Origin of the sequence: Chitinophaga nivalis (assembly GCF_025989125.1) — a bacterium.
GTDB lineage: Bacteria > Bacteroidota > Bacteroidia > Chitinophagales > Chitinophagaceae > Chitinophaga > Chitinophaga nivalis.
This window is the reverse complement of record NZ_JAPDNR010000001.1, coordinates 3,767,699-3,791,321: the sequence shown is the minus strand read 5'-3', so window position 1 is coordinate 3,791,321 and position 23,623 is coordinate 3,767,699. Positions and strand designations below refer to the sequence as shown.

Genomic DNA, 23,623 nt, shown 5'->3' with positions numbered 1-23,623 from the left:
GCTGCTGCTCTATCACCGTTGCAGGCGCTACATAATTTCCCGTGCCCGCAAAAGCAGGATCGGGCAAAGCAGCGGTATCCAGCTTACCATTCACCGTCAGCGGCAGTTGCGGCAAATGCACCCATGCCGACGGCAACATGTAGGCCGGCAGGTAAGCGCTCAGGTAAGCTGAAACTGCCAGCGCGTCTAAGGCATTATCTGATACATAATAACCTGCCAGGTAACGGTTCCCTTCTTTCTCTTTCGCGATTACTACCGATTGCCGGATACCCGGGTAGGCAGATAAACGTGCCGTGATTTCATCCAGCTCGATACGATACCCACGGATCTTCACCTGGTAGTCGTTACGACCGATGTATTCCAGACTGCCATCCGGCAGGGAACGAACGAGATCGCCCGTGCGGTACAACCGGCTGTTGCTACCGGCGTTCGTTTCTGCGGCGGTGCGGAATGGATTCGCGATAAACCGTTCTGCTGTTAACGCCGGCTGGTGCAGGTATCCGCGGGATACCCCCGCTCCGCCTATATACAATTCTCCCAAGGCGCCTTGCGGCACCGGTCTTAAATAACGGTCCAGTATATACGTAGATAAATCCGGTAATGGTACGCCTATCAGTGAGCCACGGTCCAATGCGTCAGCGCGCAGTGCCTGGAAGGTCACATGCACCGTGGTTTCGGTAATGCCGTACATATTCACCAGCTGCGGTACGGTATCGGCATAACGGCTGTACCACGTTTTTAACTGTGGTAATTGCAGCGCTTCTCCACCGAAGATGATATAACGTACATGTGTCAGCCAGCTTGCCTGCTGTACTGCTGTATCTGCAAACTGATAGAAGGCATGCGGGGTCTGGTTCAGGATGGTCACGCCGCCGGTAGCACATAGTTCATAGAATAAAACCGGGTCATGTACCTGTTCATCGGAAGGTATTAACAACCGGCCGCCATGCAGCAAAGCACCCCATATTTCCCATACACTGAAATCAAACACATACGAATGATACAACGTCCAGACATCGGCCGCATTAAACTGATACCACTGGTCGGTAGCACTAAATAAACGCAGTACATGGCCATGTTCTACCATCACCCCTTTCGGCTTGCCGGTAGTTCCGCTGGTATAGATCACGTAGGCCAGATGATGGCTGTTGGTTGCCCGTTCCGGGTTATCTGGACTGCAGGCAGTAAATATACCTGCTTCATCTATCGGCAACACCGGCACCGTGCCGATCGTAGCTAACCGCTGCTGATGCCCTGCCTGCGTAAGTACCACAAGTGGTTGTGCATCTGCCATCATATAGGCCAGTCGTTCATCCGGATAGGATACTTCCATCGGCACATAGGCAGCACCGGCTTTTAACACGGCCAGGATACCTATTACCTGCCACACAGAGCGATCGAGGCACAACGCAATCCGATCGTCTGGTTGTATGGTATACGTTGTTTTCAGATAGGCTGCTAACCGGTTGGCCTGCTCATTCAGCGCGCTATAGGTCAGGGATTCATTGCCTGATACCAATGCGATCTGCTCCGGAGCTGCCAACACCTGTTGTTCAAAAAGCTGCTGTAGCGTACCAGTTGTAATACCTGCCGGCAACAGCTGCTGATCGTATATCCGTTGCTGATAGGTAGCGGCATCCAGATAATGCAGGGATTTAACCGGCGTATCATACCTACCGCTCCGCATCAACGCAGCAAACTGTGTCAGTATTTCCTGATAGGTATCGATAATAGCACGAATCGTTGTGGCATCAAACAATGCTGTCGCATAGTTAACCGTACCGGTAATCGTATCGCCCGTATTATCCAGTACTACCGTTATATCGAATCTGGCAATACCAGCGCCGACATCAGCAGTCAATGCGATCGTCTCCAACAGTTGATCCGCCTCATTTTTCGTTCCTTTTTCATCTGCTGCTACATCAAATAAAAGCTGAAATAACGGATGTCTGGAGCTGTCAGGAGTTACTTTCAGTTCAGCCACCAGTTTTTCAAAAGGCAAATCCTGGTGTTGCTGTGCATCCGTTATATTTGTTCCTACTTCTCTGATGAATGCCGCCAGCGGTTGTTCCCCGTCTATCTCCTGCCGCAAGGCAAGGGTGTTCACAAAAAATCCAATGATGTCTGCAGTACCCGCATGATGCCTGTTCGCAACCGGGCTGCCAATGATCACATCGTCCTGTCCACTATAGGCACTCAACGTAAGATAATAGCCACTCAGTAAAAGGCTGTACATACTTACGGACAAGGTTCTGGCCATTGCCCTTAATGTATCCGTTGTCGTTTCTTCCAGGCTGAATGCAATACTGGCCCCTGCATAATCTTGTACTACCGGCCTGCTGCGATCTGTTGGGATATACAGCTGTTGATAGCCTGCCAGCCTGTTTTTCCAGTAGGCGAGTTGTTTTTCCAGTATATCACCCGATAACAGTTGCCGTTGCCATAAGGCGTAATCTTTATATTGTACCGGCAATGCAGGCAGATCGATGCCCGTTGTACCACTTTGCTGTGCTTCCAGATGCTGATAATAATGATGGAGTTCACGTATCAGTATCGATGCTGACCATGCATCAAAAGCAATATGATGCAATACCAGACTAATGTAATAGCCTTCCTCTTCCACATAATAAAGTCTTACCCTCACCGGATACTCTTCGTCCAGCCGGAATACCTGCCGGGCGAAGGCCGTTACTTCTGCAGTCAGCATTTCCGCTGATGATACCAATGTGGTGGTAATGCGTAAAGGGAATTGGCTGTAATCATTTACCCGCTGGTATCCGATCCCCTCCCCACTGGTGCTGATAAAACTATGTAGTACTTCGTGTCTGCTGATGATGCGATGTAATGCAGCGACCAGGCTTTCCGGATTTACGGATTCCTTCAATCTGAATACCAGGGGAATGTTATACACCTCACTGCCGCTTTCATAGGTTTCAATGAACCATAACCGTTCTTGTGCAAAGGATAACAACTGGTCTTCCGGCTTATCGACGGTTACCCGCAATAATGGCGGTACAGCAGCCCGCTCCTTGAATAAATTGACCGCCAGTCTTTGTATGGTTTTATATTGAAAGATATCGGCCACACTGATATGCGACTGCATCTCTCTATTCAGTATGCTTACCAGCCGGATAGCCAGTATACTGTTGCCACCCAGTCTGAAAAAGTCAGCTGCGGTACTGATTTCCCGCTCATCTGTTTGCAGGACTTCCGCATAAATAGTTACCAGCCTTGCTTCCGTTGCTGTGGCCGGCGCCTGATAATTTGCAGTAACCGCATGCACGGTTTCCATCAGCGCTTTTCTGTCCAGCTTTCCATTGGCACTAAGTGGTAATTGGTCGAGTGGGATCAACTGTGCAGGTACCATATATGGCGGCAACTGCGCTGCCAGGTAATGTATCACTTCTTCTGTACTGATGTGATCTGCCGCTACAAAATATCCGGCCAGCGATGTGCTACCGGCTTGTTCCAGAGCTATCACCGCCGCCGCTGTAATACCAGGGAAAGTTGTCAGGCAGGCTTCAATTTCCCGCAGCTCTATCCGGTAGCCATTCACTTTCACTTGTTCATCATTTCTACCTACATACATCAGGTTACCATCCGGCAGATAATATACCAGGTCACCGGTTTTATACATGCGGGCATTGATACCCGCGGTAATCTCTGCTGCCGTACGGAAAGGATTGTCCAGGAAACGCTGCGCCGTCAGTTCATCCAGGTGAAGATACCCTCTGGTAACGCCGGCTCCGCCCACATACAGCTCACCCACCGCTCCCGGCGGTACCGGATTCCCCTGCGCATCCAGGATATACACGCAGTAATTCGCATAAGGTTTTCCGATCGACAATACCATGCCCGGCTCGTGAATGCGGTAAATGGTAGCGCCTACCGTTGTTTCTGTAGGGCCGTATTCATCCAGGATGCTATCGGCAAATTGTAAGATCCGTTCGGCTTGTTGTGGCTGTAACTTCTCCCCACCTGCAATAGCGAGGCTGATCCGATGTCCGTTTACGCCAGCGGTATCTGCTGTATGTATTAAAGACAGATAGGCGGGTGTAGCCTTCAACAACCCGATCTTATGATCGTACAAATGTTGCTGATAGGCTCCTACATCGGTCAAATCTCCGCCAAAAATAAAAATGGTTTTACCGGAACATACAGGATATAAGGTAGTCGTTACTGACAAGTCAAAGGAAAGATTTCCGGAGAAATCTACCCGTTTGATCTCATCCGGAATGGTATCGCTCAGGTTAAATAAATAATTGACTACGTTACGATGTTCCACCATCACACCTTTAGGCCGGCCAGTAGTACCACTGGTATAAATCACATAGGCCAGGTGTGCAGGCCCGGTATTCGCCACCGGCGCCACATCTATGGTGATGGCCTGCAATGCAGCTTCCACATACACATTATCCAGGCTGACCACTTGCAGGGTACCCGCTACGGTCAATTCCTTCAACCGGTCTGTATATTGTTCGTTACTCAGTATCACCTGCGCTTTCGTATCCGATAAAACATAGGCGATCCTTTCATCGGGATAGGCCGGATCTACGGGTACATAGGCCCCTCCAGCTTTCAATACTGCCAGCATCGCTATCAGCATATTCTCCGAACGATTCATACAGATTGCTACCAGGTCATCAGGACCGATATGGCTGATGCGTTGTAAATATACCGCCAGCTGGTTAGCCCGGTGATTCAATTCGCGGTAGGTTATTTCATTGCCTTCAAACACCACTGCAATGCCATCCGGATGCAGCTGTACCTGTGCTTCAAACAGGCTATGTACCGTATGATGATGCGCATAATCTTTGCCGGTGATATTCCGGCGGTAAATAACTTCTTCGTATTGTGCATCAGGCAGGAAGTGGAATGATTGCAATTTTCTTTCCTGTTGCGCCACAGTAGTCAGCAACGACAGTTGATACAATATCTCTTTAAACGTATGGATATATCCGGCAACAACGGCTTCGTCAAACACGGCAGTAGCATAGTTGAAGAAGCCGGTGATCTCTTCTCCGCTATTATCTATAAAGGCCGTCATATCAAATCGGGCAGCCTTGTAGCGACCTGCAGCCGGACTTTCATACACCTCCATCAGTTCCGCCGTTTCCGTACGCTGACTATTCCCAAAATCTGCCAGCTCCAATGTTACCTGAAATACAGGATGCCTGGAGCTATCCTTCGGAACAGCCAGTTCTCCCACTAATTTCTCAAATGGAAGATCCTGATGCAATTGTGCTGCCTGCACGGCCGCACCTACTGTTTTTACAAATGCAAGGAGTGGTTGTTCCGGATCAATAAACTGCCGCAAGGCCAATGTATTTACAAAGAAACCTATCAGCGGCATTACCTCCGGATGATGGCGGTTGGCCACCGGGCTGCCTACAATGATATCCTGTTGATGGCTGTAAACGCTCAGCATCAGGTAATACCCACTCAGCAACAGGCTATACATACCAACACCCTGTTCTTTTGCGATCTGCCTCAGATTATCCGTGGTAGCCCTGTCTATTGTAAAGTGTATATCTGCGCCTTCATATTGTACAACAGGTGGTCGTTGCTTACCTGTCACCAGGTTTAACGGCACATGCCCTGTCAGTTTTTGCTTCCAGTAATCCAGCTGTTGTGCGAGCAGGTCGCCGGTCAGGTACTGGCGCTGCCAGCGGGCAAAATCTTTGTACTGGATAGACAACGCCGGCAAAGGCACGGCTGCTTCGCCATTTTTCAGCGCTACGTGGTAATGATAATAATGCAGTAATTCATGTACCATCACATCTACCGACCAGCCGTCAAAAGCAATATGATGTACCACAATACCCAGCCAGGTACTTCCATCTTCCAGTTGGTAGACAGTAATTTTCACCGGCACTTCTTCCGCCAGCTGAAACACATGCCGGGCATCTGCAGCCATGGCTGCATCCAGCGCAGTGATGGAGGAGTACAACTTCTTCACTGCCTGCTGTTGTGCCGCTATCACTAGCTGATAAGCGGTGCCGTCAGCAGCTGTTTTGATCAGCGTTCGTAATATCTCATGTCTGCCGGTAATCGTTTGCCAGGCGGCCAGCAAACTGTCTATATCAGTAGCTTTCCGGAGCCGGAGTACTACCGGAATATTATAGGCATTGCTGCCCTGTTCAAAGTTCTCTATAAACCACAGACGTTCCTGCGCAAAGGATAATACCTGTTCTTCCGGATGAACAACCGGACTGCTGGTGATTGCAACAGGGGTTGATTTATGCTGTTGCAGCTGTGCGGCCAGCAGCCGGATGGTATGGTTACCAGCCAAATCTGCAATACGTATGTTTATCTGCAGCTGTGTGTTCAGTTTACCCATGAGCTTAATCGCCAACAGGCTGTTTCCGCCGAGCCGATAGAAGTCATCGTTTACACTGATTTCCGCAGCAGGTATGCCCAACAGTTCACTATAGATACCAGCCAGCAGTACTTCTGTTTCATTGGCAGGCGCCTGGTAAGGTACGCCGCTGTTATAGCTGACTTCCGGCAATGCTTTCCGGTCCAGCTTTCCATTAACGGTCAACGGGAAGGTATGCAGGTGTACCAACCGTGCGGGCACCATATACGCCGGCAAGTGTTGTTGCAGATAGTCCTGCAGTGTTGCCTGTGCGATCGGCTGCTCCGCCTCATAATAGGCTACCAGATATTTACCATGGCCGGATGGATGATCTTTGGCCAATACCACAGCCTGTTTTATTCCCTGATAGGCCGACAGCTGCACCACAATTTCATTCAATTCAATACGGTACCCACTTATTTTTACCTGTTGGTCTGCTCTTCCTATAAACAGGATACTACCATCCGGCTGGTAACGTACCATATCGCCGGTTCTATACAACCGGTCATTTACCTGCAGGGACTTTTCTGCGTCTGTACGGAAAGGGTTGCTGATAAAACGCTCCGCCGTCAGCTGCTCCTGGTTCAGATAACCGCTGGCAACACCGCTACCACCGATATATAGTTCACCGGGCACTCCAACAGGTACGGGTCGTTGCTGTTTATCCAATACATATACCGTTGTATTGGCTATCGGCCGGCCAATGCCCGTATTATAATACGCCGGGGTATTCAGCTGATTCAGTGACCAGATGGTTGTTTCCGTAGGGCCGTATACGTTAAGCAGGTAACGGATATCCGTATCAGCAAATATTTTATGCAGCAACTCCGCGGGAAGCGCCTCTCCTCCCACCAATAATTTCAGGGAAGGATTATTGAATCTTATTTGTTCAAAATTAGCCGCCAGTAATCCGGGCGTTATCTGGATAAACGTATAGCTGCTCGTATCTACCGGCAACAGTTTATTACCGGTTAGCTCAATAAATCCACCGCTGGTGAGTGCCAGACCATATTCCAATCCCCAGATATCAAATACAAAAGCAGTCAGTGACAAGGTACTAATGGCTGCTTCCTGCGCAAAGTGGTGGTTTCGGTAATAATGTAACAGATTCACAAAGGAATAGTGCGCCACCATCACCCCTTTGGGCTGCCCTGTTGTACCACTGGTATACATCACATAACACAGGTCTTTCGCACTGTTGCTGCGGGCAGGTAAGGTTCCGCCTTCGTCATTATTCAGCGTAGCCATGAACGCAGCACTGTCGATGCATGCCAGCACGGCTTTGCTTTCCGTAAGTACCGGCAAGGAACCATAGCTGTCATTGGTCAGGACGACCTTTGCAGCAGTATCCTGGAGTATATAAGCGGTTCGTTCGGCAGGATACGCCGGATCTACAGGAACATAAGCCCCGCCGGATCTTAATACTGCCAGCACGGCTATCAGCAATTGTTCCGAACGATCCATATAAATCGCCACCAGGTCATTGGCAGCGATGCCTTGTTTGTTGCGCAGCCAGACAGCCAGTTTGTAGCTGGCGGCATCCAATGCCGCATACGTTAATTGTGTATGCTGATAAATGACAGCTATCTGATCGGGTGTAGCCGCCAGTTGTTTTTCCAACAGCGTATATAGGGTCTGATCATCTGTAATTGCTGCTGGCACCTGATTCCATTGGTATAACAGCTGATGCCGTTCTTCCGGAATCAAACGGCTGCAGTCGGCCGCACCATTTAATATGCCATACAGATTACGTTCGTAATAATGCATGAAATGCTGCAGATAGGCGGAATCGCTTACTTCCGCGTGGGCTACCATACTCACTTCATATCCTTTTTCTCCGCCCGATACATTTAACACAAAAGGAATATTCGTACGTTCATAACCGTTGGTATACGGCATTTCTTCCTGCAGGCGTTGGTCCAGAATATGGAAATGGACGAAATTAAAAGCAAACTGATAAAGTTCCTGCCCGAAATCCGCCTTTATTTTTGCATAAGGGTATGCGCTGTATGGGTGTAATGCCAGCTTGTGACTGAATATACCCGTAATATCCGCTTTGTAGTCTGTACCAGCAGTTGGCTGATACCTGTAGGGAATGGTATTCAGGAATAACCCGAATTGCCGGTCGCCGCCTTCCTGCTCCAACCGGTTGTTCACCACCAGTCCTACAGTAATATCTTCCTCGTTCAGGAAAGTGCAAAGGGTATGCAGGTATACATACAGGAATATACTGTCGGTACCAACACCCAGCTCCCGGGCCAGTGCCGTAATTTGCTTGCTTACCTGTTCATCGGGTGAAAAAGCAGCCGTAAAAAATTCCGGTCCAACCGGGCCTTTTTGCTCATACTGCCAGTTGGCATGGGTAATGGTAACCTCCTCCAGATAGTTGTTCCAGAATGCCTGGCTGGCAGGATCCCGGAGCGCCTGTTGTTCTTTTGCCACAAATGCGCCATAAGGAGGTATGGTATCAGTAGTTACCGGTATGCCGGATACGTATGCCCGGATAAATTCGCCGGCCAGTGACGCCACACTCCAGCCATCTTCAATGGCATGATGAATAGAGAATATGAAATCAAAATCGTGCTTTCGCCGGTTGATGATTAACCGGAATAATCCTGGTTTATTGAAATCAAATCGTTGCTGCTGCTCTTTCGCAATGATTTCATCGGTATGCAGCGCTTCATAAACGATTATTTCCACCTCCGGCTTATGGTAAATGATACAATCAAATCCATTTTCAGATAACCGGAAGGCCGCCCGCAGAATTTCATGTTTACCTGCTAACTGTTCCCATATACCGGTAAAATGCGGATGATTATATCCCCCTTCGATCCGGAAAGCGGAGATGTTATGATAAGTACCAGGCGCAAGCTGTTCAGACTCAAACAACATCCCTGTCTGCAGATAACCAGCCGGATAGATGTCGGCTACCGCTGTCAGATCCAGGATATTTTCATAGGCTGCCTTATCAGACAGGCTGAATGGTACATATATCTCTTCTTTATATTGATGATCCTGCGTTTGCAGATAATTACCCAAAGCACGTATATGCCTGTGCGTGAAGACATCTTTCACCTTCACCCGACCCGGAAAGGATTGATTGATTTTACTCACCAGCCGGATAGCGATAATACTATCGCCGCCCAGGCTAAAGAAATCATCCTGTACACTGATGGTTTCCGGAGCCAGTCCCAATACGGTTGCATAAATAGTACATAGTTGCTGCTCTATTACCGTTGCAGGCGCTACATAATTTCCCGTGCCCACAAAAGCAGGATCCGGCAATGCAGCGGTATCCAGTTTACCATTCACTGTCAGCGGCAGTTGCGGCAAATGCACCAATGCCGACGGCAACATGTAGGCCGGCAGGTAAGCGCTCAGATAAGCTGAAACTGCCTGTACATCCAAGGCTTCATCTGATACATAATAACCTGCCAGGTAACGGTTCCCTTCTTTCTCTTTCGCGATTACTACCGATTGCCGGATACCCGGGTAGGCAGATAAACGTGCCGTGATTTCATCCAGCTCGATACGATACCCACGGATCTTCACCTGGTAATCGTTACGGCCGATGTATTCCAGACTGCCATCCGGCAGGGAACGAACGAGATCGCCCGTACGGTATAAGCGGCTGTTGCTACCGGCGTTCGTTTCCGCGGCGGTGCGGAATGGATTCGCGATAAACCGCTCTGCTGTTAACGCCGGCTGATGCAGGTATCCACGGGATACGCCTGCTCCGCCTACATACAGTTCTCCCAAGGCGCCTTGCGGCACCGGTCTTAAATAACGGTCCAGTATATACGTAGATAAATCCGGTAGCGGTACGCCTATCAGTGAGCCACGGTCCAAGGCGTCAGCGCGCAGTGCCTGGAAGGTCACATGCACGGTGGTTTCGGTAATACCATACATATTCACCAGCTGCGGCGCCGTATCGGCATAACGGCTGTACCACGTCTTTAACTGCGATAACTGCAGCGCTTCCCCGCCGAAGATGATATAACGTAGATGGGTCAACGCCGAAGGCTGTTGTACGGCGATATCTGCAAACTGATAAAAAGCATGCGGCGTCTGGTTCAGAATCGTCACGCCTCCGGCAGCACATAATTCATAGAATAAAGCCGGGTCATGTACCTGTTCATCGGAAGGTATTAGCAACCGGCCGCCATGCAGCAAAGCACCCCATATCTCCCATACACTGAAATCAAACACATACGAATGATACAACGTCCAGACATCGGCCGCATTAAACTGATACCACTGGTCGGTAGCACTAAATAAACGCAGCACATGGCCATGTTCTACCATCACCCCTTTCGGTTTGCCGGTAGTGCCGCTGGTATAGATCACATAAGCCAGATGATGGCTATTGTTTATTATTTCCGGATTATCCGGGCTGTAAGCAGCCAGTACAGCTGCTTCATCTATCGTTAACACCGGCACGGTACTGATAGCTGCTAACCGCTGATGATGCCCCGCCTGTGTAAGTACCACACGGGGTTGTGCATCGGCGATCATATAGCTCAGTCGTTCATCCGGATAGGATACTTCCATCGGTACGTAGGCAGCACCGGCCTTTAACACGGCCAGGATACCTATTACCTGCCATACAGAGCGATCGAGGCACAACGCAATCAAGTCGTCCGGTTGTATGGCATAGGTTGTTTTCAGGTGGGCTGCCAGCCGGTTGACTTGCTCATTCAGTGCGCCATAGGTCAGGGATTCATTGCCCGACACCAATGCGATCTGCTCCGGAGCTGCCAAAACCTGTTGTTCAAAAAGTTGCTGTAGCGTACCAGTTATAATACCTGCCGGCAACAGTTGCTGATCGTATATCCGTTGCTGATACGTGGTGGTATCCACGTAACGCAGGGATTTAACCGGCGCCTGATACTGACCGCTCTTCACCAATGCAGCAAACTGTGTCAGTATTGCCTGGTAGGTATGGATGTAGGCACGGATCGTGCTTTCATCGAACAAGGCGGTTGCATAGTTGAAGGTACCGGTAATCATATGGCCGCTGGTATCGAGTGTGGTTGTCAGATCAAACCGGGCCACCCGGTGCCGGACAGCAGTGATATCCAATGGCGTCAGCCATTCATTTACTTCCGACAGCGCTGCGTTGCCAAATTCGGTTACGCCAAACAACACCTGAAAAACCGGATGCCGCGAACTGTCTGGCGAAACCTTCAGTTCTGCTACCAGTTTTTCAAACGGAATATCCTGATGCAGCTGGGCTGTGGTAACAGCCTGCCCTACCTGTCTGATATAGCCGGATAGTGACTGCTCCGGATCGATTACCTGCCGTAATGCAAGTGTATTGACAAAGAAGCCGATAACATCTTCCACACCGGCATGATGCCTGTTGGCCACCGGGCTGCCAATGATAATATCTTCCTGACCACTATAGGCATTGAGCAACAGGTAATAGCCCCCCAGCAACAAGCTATAGAGACTCACTTCCAGTTCTTTTGCCAACGCGCGTAGTGATGCAGTAATGTCTTCTTCAATAACAAAATCAATATCTGCACCGGTATAGTCAATCGCTGCCGGCCGTTTTCTGTCAACAGGCAGGTACAACTGTACATATCCAGACAACGTTTCTTTCCAGTAATGGAGTTGTTTATCCAATACCGCTCCGGTCAGATATGCCCGTTGCCATAGCGCAAAATCTTTATACTGAACAGGCAGTTCCGGTAATGCGGTAAACGCTTTTCCATTTTCAAAAGTCTGATAGAAATGTAACAACTCCCGGATCATAATATCAGCAGACCAGGCATCAAAGGCGATGTGGTGTAATACCAGGCTGATATAGCGGGAATGATCCTGCACGTATACTTTTATCTGAACGGGATATTCCGCTTCTAATTTAAATACGTAATGAAAGGCAGCATCTATGGCCGCTGTCAGCGATGCATGATCGGCTACGGTAACCGTTTCCACTGGTATCGGGTGATGATCATCCGGCGTCCATTGATATCCGATACCCTCGCCGCTGGTTTTCACAAAACTGCGTAAGATGGTATGTCTGGCTATAATTGCCTGCAAAGCAGCCAGCAAGTGAGGAATATTTACAGTGGGGGATAATTTAAATGCCATCGGTATATTATAGGCATTACTGTTCCCTTCATAGGTTTCAATAAACCACAGCCGCTCCTGGGCAAAGGACAACCATTGTTCTTCCGGATTGCTCACTGTCACGGGATGTACCGTTTGTATACCTGCCACGTCCGCATGCAGCTGCTGTGCCAGCAGCCGGATGGTTGGATACGTAAAGATATCCGCCACACTCAGTTGTGCTTCAAAAGCCGTATTGAGCTTACTTACCAACCTGATAGCCATAATACTGTTGCCACCCAACCGGAAGAAATCGTCCTCCACACCTGTTGTAGCCATGTCCAGCTCCAGCACCTCCGCATAGATCTGGCTCATTTGCAGCTCTGCTGGTGTGGCAGGCGCCGTATAATGCGTAGCATTGGCTTTGCCTGTTTCCAACAATGCTTTTTCATCCAGTTTTCCACTGATGGTACGTGGGAATGCACTCACTTGTACAACGATAGCAGGCACCATATAAGCAGGCAGGTAAGTCCGCAGGTAAGCCAGTAATGCCTCAAGATCGATGATGGATGCCGCTATAAAATAGCCGGTCAGATAGCTGCTACCTGATTGGCTTTGTTTATTGACCAGTACTGCTGCCTGCTGTATACCCAGATAAAGCGATAAACGTGTATTGATCTCCGTTAGTTCAATCCGGTACCCCCGGATTTTTACCTGGGTATCATCCCGGCCAATAAATACGAGGTCGCCATCAGGCAGATAATAGGCCAGGTCACCTGTTTTATAAAGATGTGTATTAATCTCCTGCGCTATTTCCTTGTTTGTCCGGAAAGTATTCGGGATAAACCGTTCACTGGTTAAAGCAGGTTGATGAAGATAGCCTGCTGCTACACCCGGTCCGCTGATATATAATTCGCCGGGTGCGCCTACCGGTAAAGGATGCCCGTCTGCATCCAGTATATAGGTTTTCACCTGGCCTATCGGGCGACCGATATTCCTGTTATTACTTCCTTTGCTGTAATGATGCAACGTGGCACATACGGTAGTTTCTGTAGGACCATAGGCATTGATTACCTGTACACCTGCATCATGGTATAATGCCAGCAACCGGCTGTCTGTGACCTCTCCTGCTACTACCAATGTTGCCAGCGGCAATAAATGATCACTGTCCAGCAATGCCGGTGGAATGGTAGCCAGCTGGATGTGATTAGCTGCTATAAATGCCTGCAGTAATCCGATATCCAATCTTGTTGTATCATCCGGTATGTATAAACTATGTCCGTTGAGCAAACAGGTGAACAGCTCCGATACATGCGCATCAAATACATAGTTGGCATACCACAAACAGTGGTGGACATCGCTGGTCACATCCGCCGTTAAACCAAATTCCCGGCCCTGTGCATGGGCCAGATGTACGACGCCTTCATGCCGTAATACCACCCCTTTGGGCTGACCGGTAGTGCCGCTGGTATAGATCACATACGCCGGGCTATCTGTCGCAGCCGTGGTATCCGGATGATTATCCGCAGGCATCATGGACAGGGCTGTCTGGAAATACAAATCATCTATGGCCACTACGCGTATGCTGCCAGCTGTTTCAAAGGCCTGCAGCTGATCGCGGTACGCTTCGCTGGTCAGTATAATCCGGGCCTTCGTATCTGCCAGTATAAAACCGGTACGTTCTTCCGGATAGGTCACATCCACCGGTACGTAAGCAGCACCTGTTTTCAGGATGCCCAGTATCGCTACAGGAACGATGACTGATCGCTCCAGGTATAAAGCAATCAGGTCTCCCGGCTGCACCTGGAATGTTTTTTTCAGATGAGCGGCTAACTGGTTAGCTTGTTCATTCAGTTCCTGGTAGGTCAGCCGGCTGTTATCATCCACCAAAGCTATCTGGTCTGGCACACGTAATACCTGCGCTTCGAATAATGCCTGTATGGAGGTATAATCCGGAGAAGCCTGTGTGGAACTATTCCAGTCATACACCAGCTGTTGCTGATCCGCTTCCGACAGGTATTGCAATGATTTCACCTGTCTGGCTGCGTTGGATGCTGTTGTCACCTGCGACAATTGCGCCAGTATCACCTGGTACGTCTGAATATAAGCTGCAATCGTGTCTGCATCAAATACCGCCGTTGCATAGTTAAAAGAACCGGTGATAATATGGCCGCTGATATCGATATCAGTGGTAATATCAAACCGGGCTATATTAAAGCTGTCTGCTGATGCATAGGCTTCCAGCAAAGTATCTACCTGTGTTCTTTGCTGCTGCCCAAACTGGGTAATGCCGAAAACAACCTGAAATACCGGATGCCGGGAAGGATCCTGTTCAATATCCAGTTCTTTCACCAGTCGTTCAAAGGGCAGGTCCTGATGCAACTGCGCCTGGGCAACAGCCGTTCCTACCTGTCTGATAAAATCTACCAGGGTTTGCTCCCGGTCGATCTTTGTACGCAAGGCCAGGGTATTGACAAAAAAGCCTATTACCTCCGTAATCTCCGGGTGATGCCGGTTCGCAATCGGACTGCCTACTACGATATCGTTTTGATGGCTATACGCTGCCAGCAGCAGGTAGTACCCACTAAGTAACAGGCTGTACATACTCACGCCCAACTCCTTCGCCACTTCCCGTAAATCTGCGCTCACGGCCTCTTCTAAGCTAAAGAACAGATCTGCACCGGCATAATTGTACACGGCAGGTCTTTCTTTGCCGGTTATCAAAGACAACGGCTCAAATCCTGTCAATTGCTGCTGCCAATAAGCCAGCTGGGTATCCAGTATCTCTCCCGTTAAATAATGACGTTGCCATAAGGCGAAGTCTTTATATTGAACAGGGAGGGGCGACAACTTATTGGTTAATGCAGCGGCATCTTCTCCTTTACGGATTGCCTCAAAATGATGGTAATGCTGCAACAGCTCCTGAATCATCAGCTCACCCGACCAGCCATCAAATGCAATATGATGGATGACGATACTGATGTAGTTATCCGCGCCATCTACCTCATACAACGTGACCCTGATCGGATATGCTGTGGCTAAATGGAAAATATGATTAAACGATTGCTCCAGTGCGATATCCAGTTCGGTAGCAGCCCCCTGCCATCTTTCCACCGGCAGGGTATACTGCGCTGCCTCCGTCACCAACTGGTAACCGTTGCCTTGGCTATTGGTCTTTATATGACTGCGTAATACTTCCTGCCGCAATACAATCTGCTGTATGGCCAGCAACAGGCTGTTGACGTTCGTAGATTCCCGGAGCCGGAATGCCAGCGGAATATTATAGGCGCTGTTACCGCCTTCAAATGCGGCGATAAACCACAACCGTTCCTGGGCAAAAGACAACAACTGCTCTTCCGGATGCTTCACAGTTACCGGTGTGATAGGCGCCTGCACCAGCCTATGCTGCTGCAAATAAACGGCGAGTTGCCGGATGGTTCTTTGCCGGAAGATATCTGTCACCCGCAATACACTATCGAGGGCTTTATTGATACTGCTCACTAACTTAATGGCGAGGATACTATTTCCTCCCAGCGTAAAGAAGTCATCATCTATACCGATTTGCGTGGCGTCCAGATCCAGCATAACACTATAGATGCGGCTCAGCTGCTGTTCCGTAGCGGTAACCGGTGCCACATAATTAACGGTGCCTGCAAAATCAGGATCAGGCAAGGCACGGGTATCCAGCTTGCCATTGACGGTCAGCGGCAGCTGCCGCAGGTGTACCCATGCGGATGGTACCATATAGGCCGGCAGGAAAGCGCTCAGATATGCTGATAAGGCCTCCTTATCTATAACGGCATCTGATACATAATAACCAGCCAGGTAACGGCTACTATTCTTTCCCCGGGCTATCACCACGGATTGCCGGATACCGGGATAGGCAGATAAACGTGCCGTGATTTCATCCAGCTCGATACGATACCCACGGATCTTCACCTGGTAATCGTTACGACCAATGTATTCCAGGCTGCCATCCGGCAGGGAACGAACGAGATCGCCCGTGCGGTACAACCGGGCATGGATACCGGCTGCTATTTCTACGGAAGTCCGGAAGGGGTTCACCATAAACCGTTCTGCTGTTAAATCCGGCTGGTGCAGGTATCCGCGGGACACGCCCGCTCCGCCTACATACAGCTCGCCCAGCGCGCCCGCCGGAACCGGTCTTAAATAACGGTCCAGTATATACGTAGATAAATCCGGTAACGGTACGCCTATCAGCGAGCCACGGTCCAAGGCGTCAGCACGCAGTGCTTTGAAGGTGACATGCACTGTTGTTTCGGTAATGCCATACATATTCACCAGCTGCGGCGCCGTATCGGCATAACGGCTGTACCATGTCTTTAACTGCGATAGCTGCAGCGCTTCCCCACCAAAGATGATATAACGTAAACGTGTCAACGCAGCCGGTTGCTGTACGGCCGTATCTGCAAATTGATAAAAAGCATGCGGCGTCTGGTTCAGGATAGTCACGCCACCGGCAGCACACAATTCATAGAATAAAGCCGGGTCATGCACCTGCTCATCGGAAGGTATTAACAACCGGCCACCATGCAGCAAAGCACCCCACAGTTCCCACACACTGAAATCAAATACATACGAATGGTACAAGGTCCAGACATCTTCCCTATTAAAAGCATACCATTTTTCGGTAGTACTGAACAAACGCAACACATGGCTATGTTCTACCATCACGCCTTTCGGTTTGCCTGTTGTACCACTGGTATAAATCACATAGGCCAGGTCACTGCCAGCTGTTACCGCTTCGGGGTTGTCTGAGGTATAAGCTGCAAACAAGGCGGCTTCATTTATGTTCAGCACCGGTACCTCAGTAATGACCGACAAACGCTGCTGATAATGCGTCTGGCTGAGTATCACACGAGGCTGTGCATCTGTTAGCATATACGCCAGCCGTTCATCCGGATAAGACACTTCCATGGGTACATATGCGGCGCCGGCTTTTAATACAGCCAGGATACCCACCACCTGCCATACCGAGCGATCGAGGCACAAAGCCACCAGGTCGTCCGGCTGCAGGGCATACGTTGTTTTCAGGTAGGCTGCCAACCGGTTGGCCCGCTCATTCAGTTCCCGATAGGTCAGTGATTCCTCTTCTGATACCAGCGCGATCTGCTCCGGCGTAGTGGCTGCCTGTTGTTCAAAAAGTGCGTGTATGCTACCCGTTACAGGGATTGACAAGCCTGTATCGGGACGGTATATCAATGCCTGTATGGCTGCTGTGGTCAGATATTGTAACTCACTGGTATGGATCAACGGCGTATTGACAAGTTGCTCCAGTAAAGTATGGATGCCCTGTAATACCTGGCTGATCATGGTAGCGGTAAACAACTCACCGGCATATTGCAGCTGCAACCTGACAGCACCTGTTTGTTCGGTAACTGTAATGGCCAGCGGGTAATCCAGTTTTTCAACACTATGCTGGAAAGTCAGCACCAGCTCCTCCTGTTTAAAGTCAGCAGGCATCGGGTAGTTCTCATACACAAAAAGACTGCTAAAAAGCCGGGTAGCGGCTGTTTGCAGGCTGGCCAGACTCACATCACTACGGCTGTTGATTTCATTGATATTTGCCTGCAGCCGTTGTATAACGGCCATCACACTTTCATCTGTGTGTTGCAGTATCACCGGCAAGGTATTGATGTATAGTCCGGCAGACTGCTCAATCCCATCTACCGGCAGGTTACGGCCGGAAACTGTCATACCCAGTACTGTGGTAGCGGTATGACCATACACACTTAATTGCCTGTGCCATGCATATTGCAATATCGCATTGATGGTGATACCATTTACCGCAGATAAGGCTTTTAATTGCTTATAATGATCTCCCTCAATGACGAGCGATTGTGTTTGTGTATCCTTCACGTGGCGGTAGTCCGCTAAAACAACCTGCCTGGCGGCTTCACTCAGCAGACTACTCAGGTCTTCCTGTTGTTCCAGCTGCGCGACATACTGTTTCCAATAGGTATAATTATCTGCACGGTGTTGTTGCAGATACTGCTGTGCGGCTGCATAACTTTTATCCGGTACCGTATCTACCGGCTGGTTGCCGCGCAATCGCAAATAAGCATCGTGTACATAGCCCACCAGCACCGGCATACTCCATCCATCCAGAATAATATGATGGCAGCTTAATATACAGCTGTACCGGTTATCGCTCCATTTAAACAGATATACCCTGAGCAGGTTGCCGGCGGCCAGATCGTAAGGTTCCTCCTTATCGGCATGCAGCAAACGATCGAAGGCTGCCTGTTGGGTAGCTGATTCGTCCTGATTGACAGCGATATAGTGCCATGCCAGCTCCTGTGCTACATCTATCACCTGTACCAGCTCTTCTTCCCAGCCAAAACGCAAACGCAGGGAACTGAACTTTGCCAGGGCCGCCTGCCATGCCTTTTCCAATGATGGTACATCCAGGTGATTGTGATAATCCCACACGTGCTGTACATGATAGGCATCATCAATATTACCCTGGTTCAGGGCATGATAAATAAATCCTTCCTGCAGACTGTTGGCCAGGTATACGCCTGTTACTTCCCGTTCTTGCTGCAACAGGGAGAGGTATTCAGCAGAGATAATATTATCGATATCTGACGGCGTACAATAGCTGCGGGGCTGTTCCTGCAACCAGGTAATAAGCGTACGTAACTGCGTACCAAAAAGTTCCGCCAGGCGGGATAAGGTATCAGGTGGCAGCGCAGCGGCTATTTTAAACTGCAGGGCCGCATTCACTACGCCACCATTGATATCAATAATGTTATAGTCTTTATTGGCCGGAGACACGGCGACACCGCCACCTTCTCCACTGATACGCCATGCCTTTGCATCACTTCCCTGCTCATCGAAACGACCGAGATAGTTAAACGTAATACGCGGCAATGTCGCGGCTTCATAGCCTACCAGCACACCATATCCGAAACCATTCTGTGGTATTTGCCGGAGCATTTCCTTCACGGCCGTAATATCAGCAGCGATATCATCCGATACTTCCAGCAGTACCGGATACATCGTAGTAAACCATCCTACTGTATGTGTAATATCCAATGCCGGAGAAATCTCTTCCCTGCCATGACCTTCCAGCAGGATATGCTGCCGTTCCAGCCCTGTTACCAGTTTTAATGCCCTGGCCAGTGCGGTCAGCAGTAAGTCGTTGATCTCTGTATGATAAACGTGGTTACATCCTGTCAGTAAAAGCGTGGTTTCTGCAGTGGTAAAGGAGAGGAAGGTTTCGCTGACTGTGGGTACCGCCAGCTGTTCCCAGGCACGGTTACTGTTCCCTACACCTTCGGACATCTGCTCCCAGAAGGCTATTTCCGATCTCCGTTCTTCATTGTCTGTTATTTTATAGGTACGGGCAGCGTTTATCCATTGCCGGTAGCTGCTCCCTTTTTCACCCAGGATCACACTCACCGGTATTCCGTTTAAGACCCCCTCCCGTTCTTCCTGACTCATGCTAAAATGCTCCGCTCCGACCCGCCGCCATAAATAGTCATAAATCTTTTGCAGATCATGATGGATAATACGCCAGCTGACAGCATCTATGACAAGATGATGGAAAGCAAACCACAGGGTAGCACGATGCGCCTCAAACCCGGTTAAGTAGGCTATCTGAAACAGGTTACCCTCGTAGATATCAAATCCCGATTGCAACAGGGTAAGCTGCTGCTGCAGCTCTTCAGGCCCGGCGATATCACCGGCATCAATAAAGGCGAGTTTTATGGCCGGCATTTCCGCCCGGTAATGCTGGCTAAAAACCACACTTTCGCCCGTATCGCGGCGGAAAGCTGCGCGGAAAATATCGTGGTATTGTACCAGCTTGGTGAGGCTAACTATTAAGATTTCCGGGTGCAACAAAGGTACATCCAGCGTAAAGGACTGGTTCCAGTGGTTATATGCCAGGAAATTTCCTTTTTGCACCTGCTGAAAAAACCATTGCTGTATCGGTAACAATCCGTATGCCCCTGTTAATAATCCCTGTTCTGACTGAATTGCGATGCGCTCCCCGGTTTGTTGGGTAATCAGGTGTTTGTATAGGGAGGCTATTGTTTTATGATTGAATATATCCCTCACACTCAGCATCGTTCCCAGGCGCTGTCTTATTCTGTTTACCACCTGTATGCTGACAATACTATCTCCACCGAGTTTAAAAAAGTCGTCATCTATGCCTATACCAGCTGCATCCAGCCCCAGTACCTCTGCATAAATGGTACAGAGTTGTTCTTCTGTTTCATTCCGTGGCGCCGTATATTGCTGCGCAGTCAACGCTTCGGGATCTGGTAAGGATTTAGTATCCAGCTTACCATTGGGCGTTAACGGAATATGTGAGAGTGCCATGAATGCCGTCGGCTGCATATACTCCGGCAGCATCGTTTGCAGATGCGCGGCCAGGGCAGCATGATCAACCGTGGTGGCTGACACATAATAACCTAGCAGGTACTTCGGTCCTCTTTGGTCGGGCTCTTTCACCACTACGACCGATTGCTGGATGTCCGGGAAAGAAAGGATCGCAGCCGCAATCTCTTCCAATTCAATCCGGAAGCCACGAATTTTTACCTGGGAATCATTTCGTCCGATGTATTCCAGATTACCATCCGGCAGATACCTGACGAGATCCCCGGTTTTATATATCCGCACATGGGTGCCTGCAGCCTGCTGTTCCGCCGTCTGGAAGGGATTGGCAATAAACCGCTCCGCTGTTAGTTCCGGCTGATTCAAATACCCTCTCGCAACGCCTGCTCCGCCCAGATACAATTCTCCGATGACGCCTACCGGTACCGGATGCAGCTGTGCATCCAACACATACGCCGTCGTATTCGCAATAGGTTTTCCAATGCAGGTATCTTTTCCCGACACATTTACAATAGCCGTCACCGATACTTCCGTGGGTCCATAGGAATTGATGATATCAAAACTTCCCTGATGCAGTTTTTCCAGCAATCCCTGACTAAGCTGCTCTCCGCCGGAGTTGATGCGACGCAGGGTAGGCACTCCCGTTACGGGTAACTGTTGCAGAAATGACGGCGTCATTTCCATATACGTGACCTTGTTGGCGATCAGGGTATTGATGAAGCGCTGTTCATCACTCCAGCTATAATTTTTTATGATCAGCAGCTTATGCCCGTTCAGCAATGCCAGGAACAATTGTTCCACTGAAGCATCAAATACATAATTGGCAAAGTGCAGTATGACTTCATCCGTTCCAAATCCATATCGTTCCTGCAGATCAGTAACCAGGTTTACAATACCCTGATGTTCGACCATAACGCCTTTGGGCTTACCTGTTGTACCACTGGTATAAATAACGTAGGCCAGATCAGCAGGAGTAACCCCACCGGCTATATTGGCAGCCGGATAACCCGCCAGCAGCTCTTGCCGGAATACGTTATCATCAATGCTCACTATAGAAATGTTGGCATTGCCTTTTATTTCATTCAGTTTGCCGGCATAGTGTTCATTACATAAAACAACGGTACACTTACTATCTGTAAACAGATAAGCAATTCTCTCAGCCGGATAATCGGGATCTATTGGTAAGTAAGCGGCGCCGGATTTCAACACGGCTAAAATGGCGATCACCATATCCGGCGACCTATCCAGACACAATCCCACGATCGTATCCTTCTCTGATATATACCTGTTTCGCAGCCAGGCTGCCAGCTGATTGGCCCTTTCATTTAACACCCGATATGATAGCTGGGTACCTTCAAATAATAAAGCAATATGATCAGAGGTCCGGGCTGCCTGTTCTTCAAACAGGGCATGGATGGTCTTATCCAACGGATAAGAACGGTCCGTATCGTTCCAGTCATACACTACCTGCTGGCGCTGGTCTTCATCCAGCAAACGGTAACGGCTGACACGTTTATCATATTTACCGGCCAGTATATCCCGCAGCATGGCAGCAAATAGTTGCCGGTACAGTGTTACAAAGCGCTCCACCAGTGTTCTGTCCAGTACCCGGTTGTTGTATTTCACGCGATATTTCAGTACGCCATCTTTGAGCTCCTGTATCAATACCAGTTTATCGGTGAGATCAACATGCAATTCGTCATTAATTTTCACATCCGTTACGCCCTCATAGGTCAGAATGATCTCACGCATGGTCGTTTGTACAAATCCCACCTCCAATATGCCATTGTTAACGCCGTATGCAATAATTTCCGCTACGGGCATATATTTAGACATACTCGCTTTCAGGTCACGAAAATATTCCTGGGTCTGTAGCAGGAGATCTTTCAAGGTAGCATCCCCATCAAACCGATAATCTGCCACTACCGTATTCACATGTCCACCATAAATCAGTTCTTTACCTTCCGTAATGGCCACAGGGAAGTTGATACCAATAATCTGCTGACCGGTTATTCTATGCAATAATACCGCGTAGACGAGTTGTCCTAAAGTATAGGGTGTAATCTTATACTTTTCGAACAGTTCCTGTACACCGGCTAATATATCTGCATCAAAATTGAAACGGAATTCCCCTACCAATTTATCATTTGCTTTTACGACATGTGTAGTGGGATGCCGCAAAAAAGTCAGATCAACGCCTTCCACACCTTCCAGCCGTTTCTGCCAAAATGCAGCCATTACCGGCTTTTGTTTCTCCAGCAACACATCCAGCTGTTCCGACAACTGCTGATATAACGTACATTGTTCTTCCAGGCTGATTTTACAGGCATACGCTTCATCATTATAAAACCGGCTCATTTCCTGTAAAATCTCTTCATAGCTTAGCCCATCAATCAGTATATGCGACACATAATAGATAAGCCGGATAGTATGATCATCTATCCTGATATAGTTAAAGCGGATCAACAGATCCTTCTCCAGATCAAAGGGCTTTTGTACCAACTGCAGCATTTCTTCAGCCGAAAGCGCTGCCGGGAAATAATTAATCAGCGTCGCATCTGCCGGTAACACAGGCCTTTTCACCCAATACAAAGTACCTGCTTCATTGAAGATATTACTGTTGACAATCAGGTATGAATTGACGAATCTTACCATACTCCGGTTGAGCCGGTCCATATCCAAATGGCCCGTCAACGTGAGATCCAATACCATGTTATAGTCGCTACGCAAAGGATCCAGCAGCCACTCATAATAAAACGTAACCTGGTGGGCAGTTAAACGGGCACTGAATGGCAATCCGGGCAAGGACTTATGACTTTGAGGGTTTTCCGCTATTTCGTTTTTCAT

General features: G+C 49.1%; 1 protein-coding gene (only partly in view). It reads right to left on the bottom strand.

Annotation, left to right across the window (positions count from 1 at the left end; genetic code table 11):
• A protein-coding gene (locus OL444_RS15200) for a non-ribosomal peptide synthase/polyketide synthase (RefSeq protein ID WP_264732020.1) crosses the window boundary here: on the bottom strand, positions 1-23,623 show its 5' portion. Its footprint begins 8,717 nt before the window's first position; the window shows 23,623 of its 32,340 coding nt (coding positions 1-23,623); it begins with the start codon at positions 23,621-23,623; its stop codon lies off the left edge, out of view.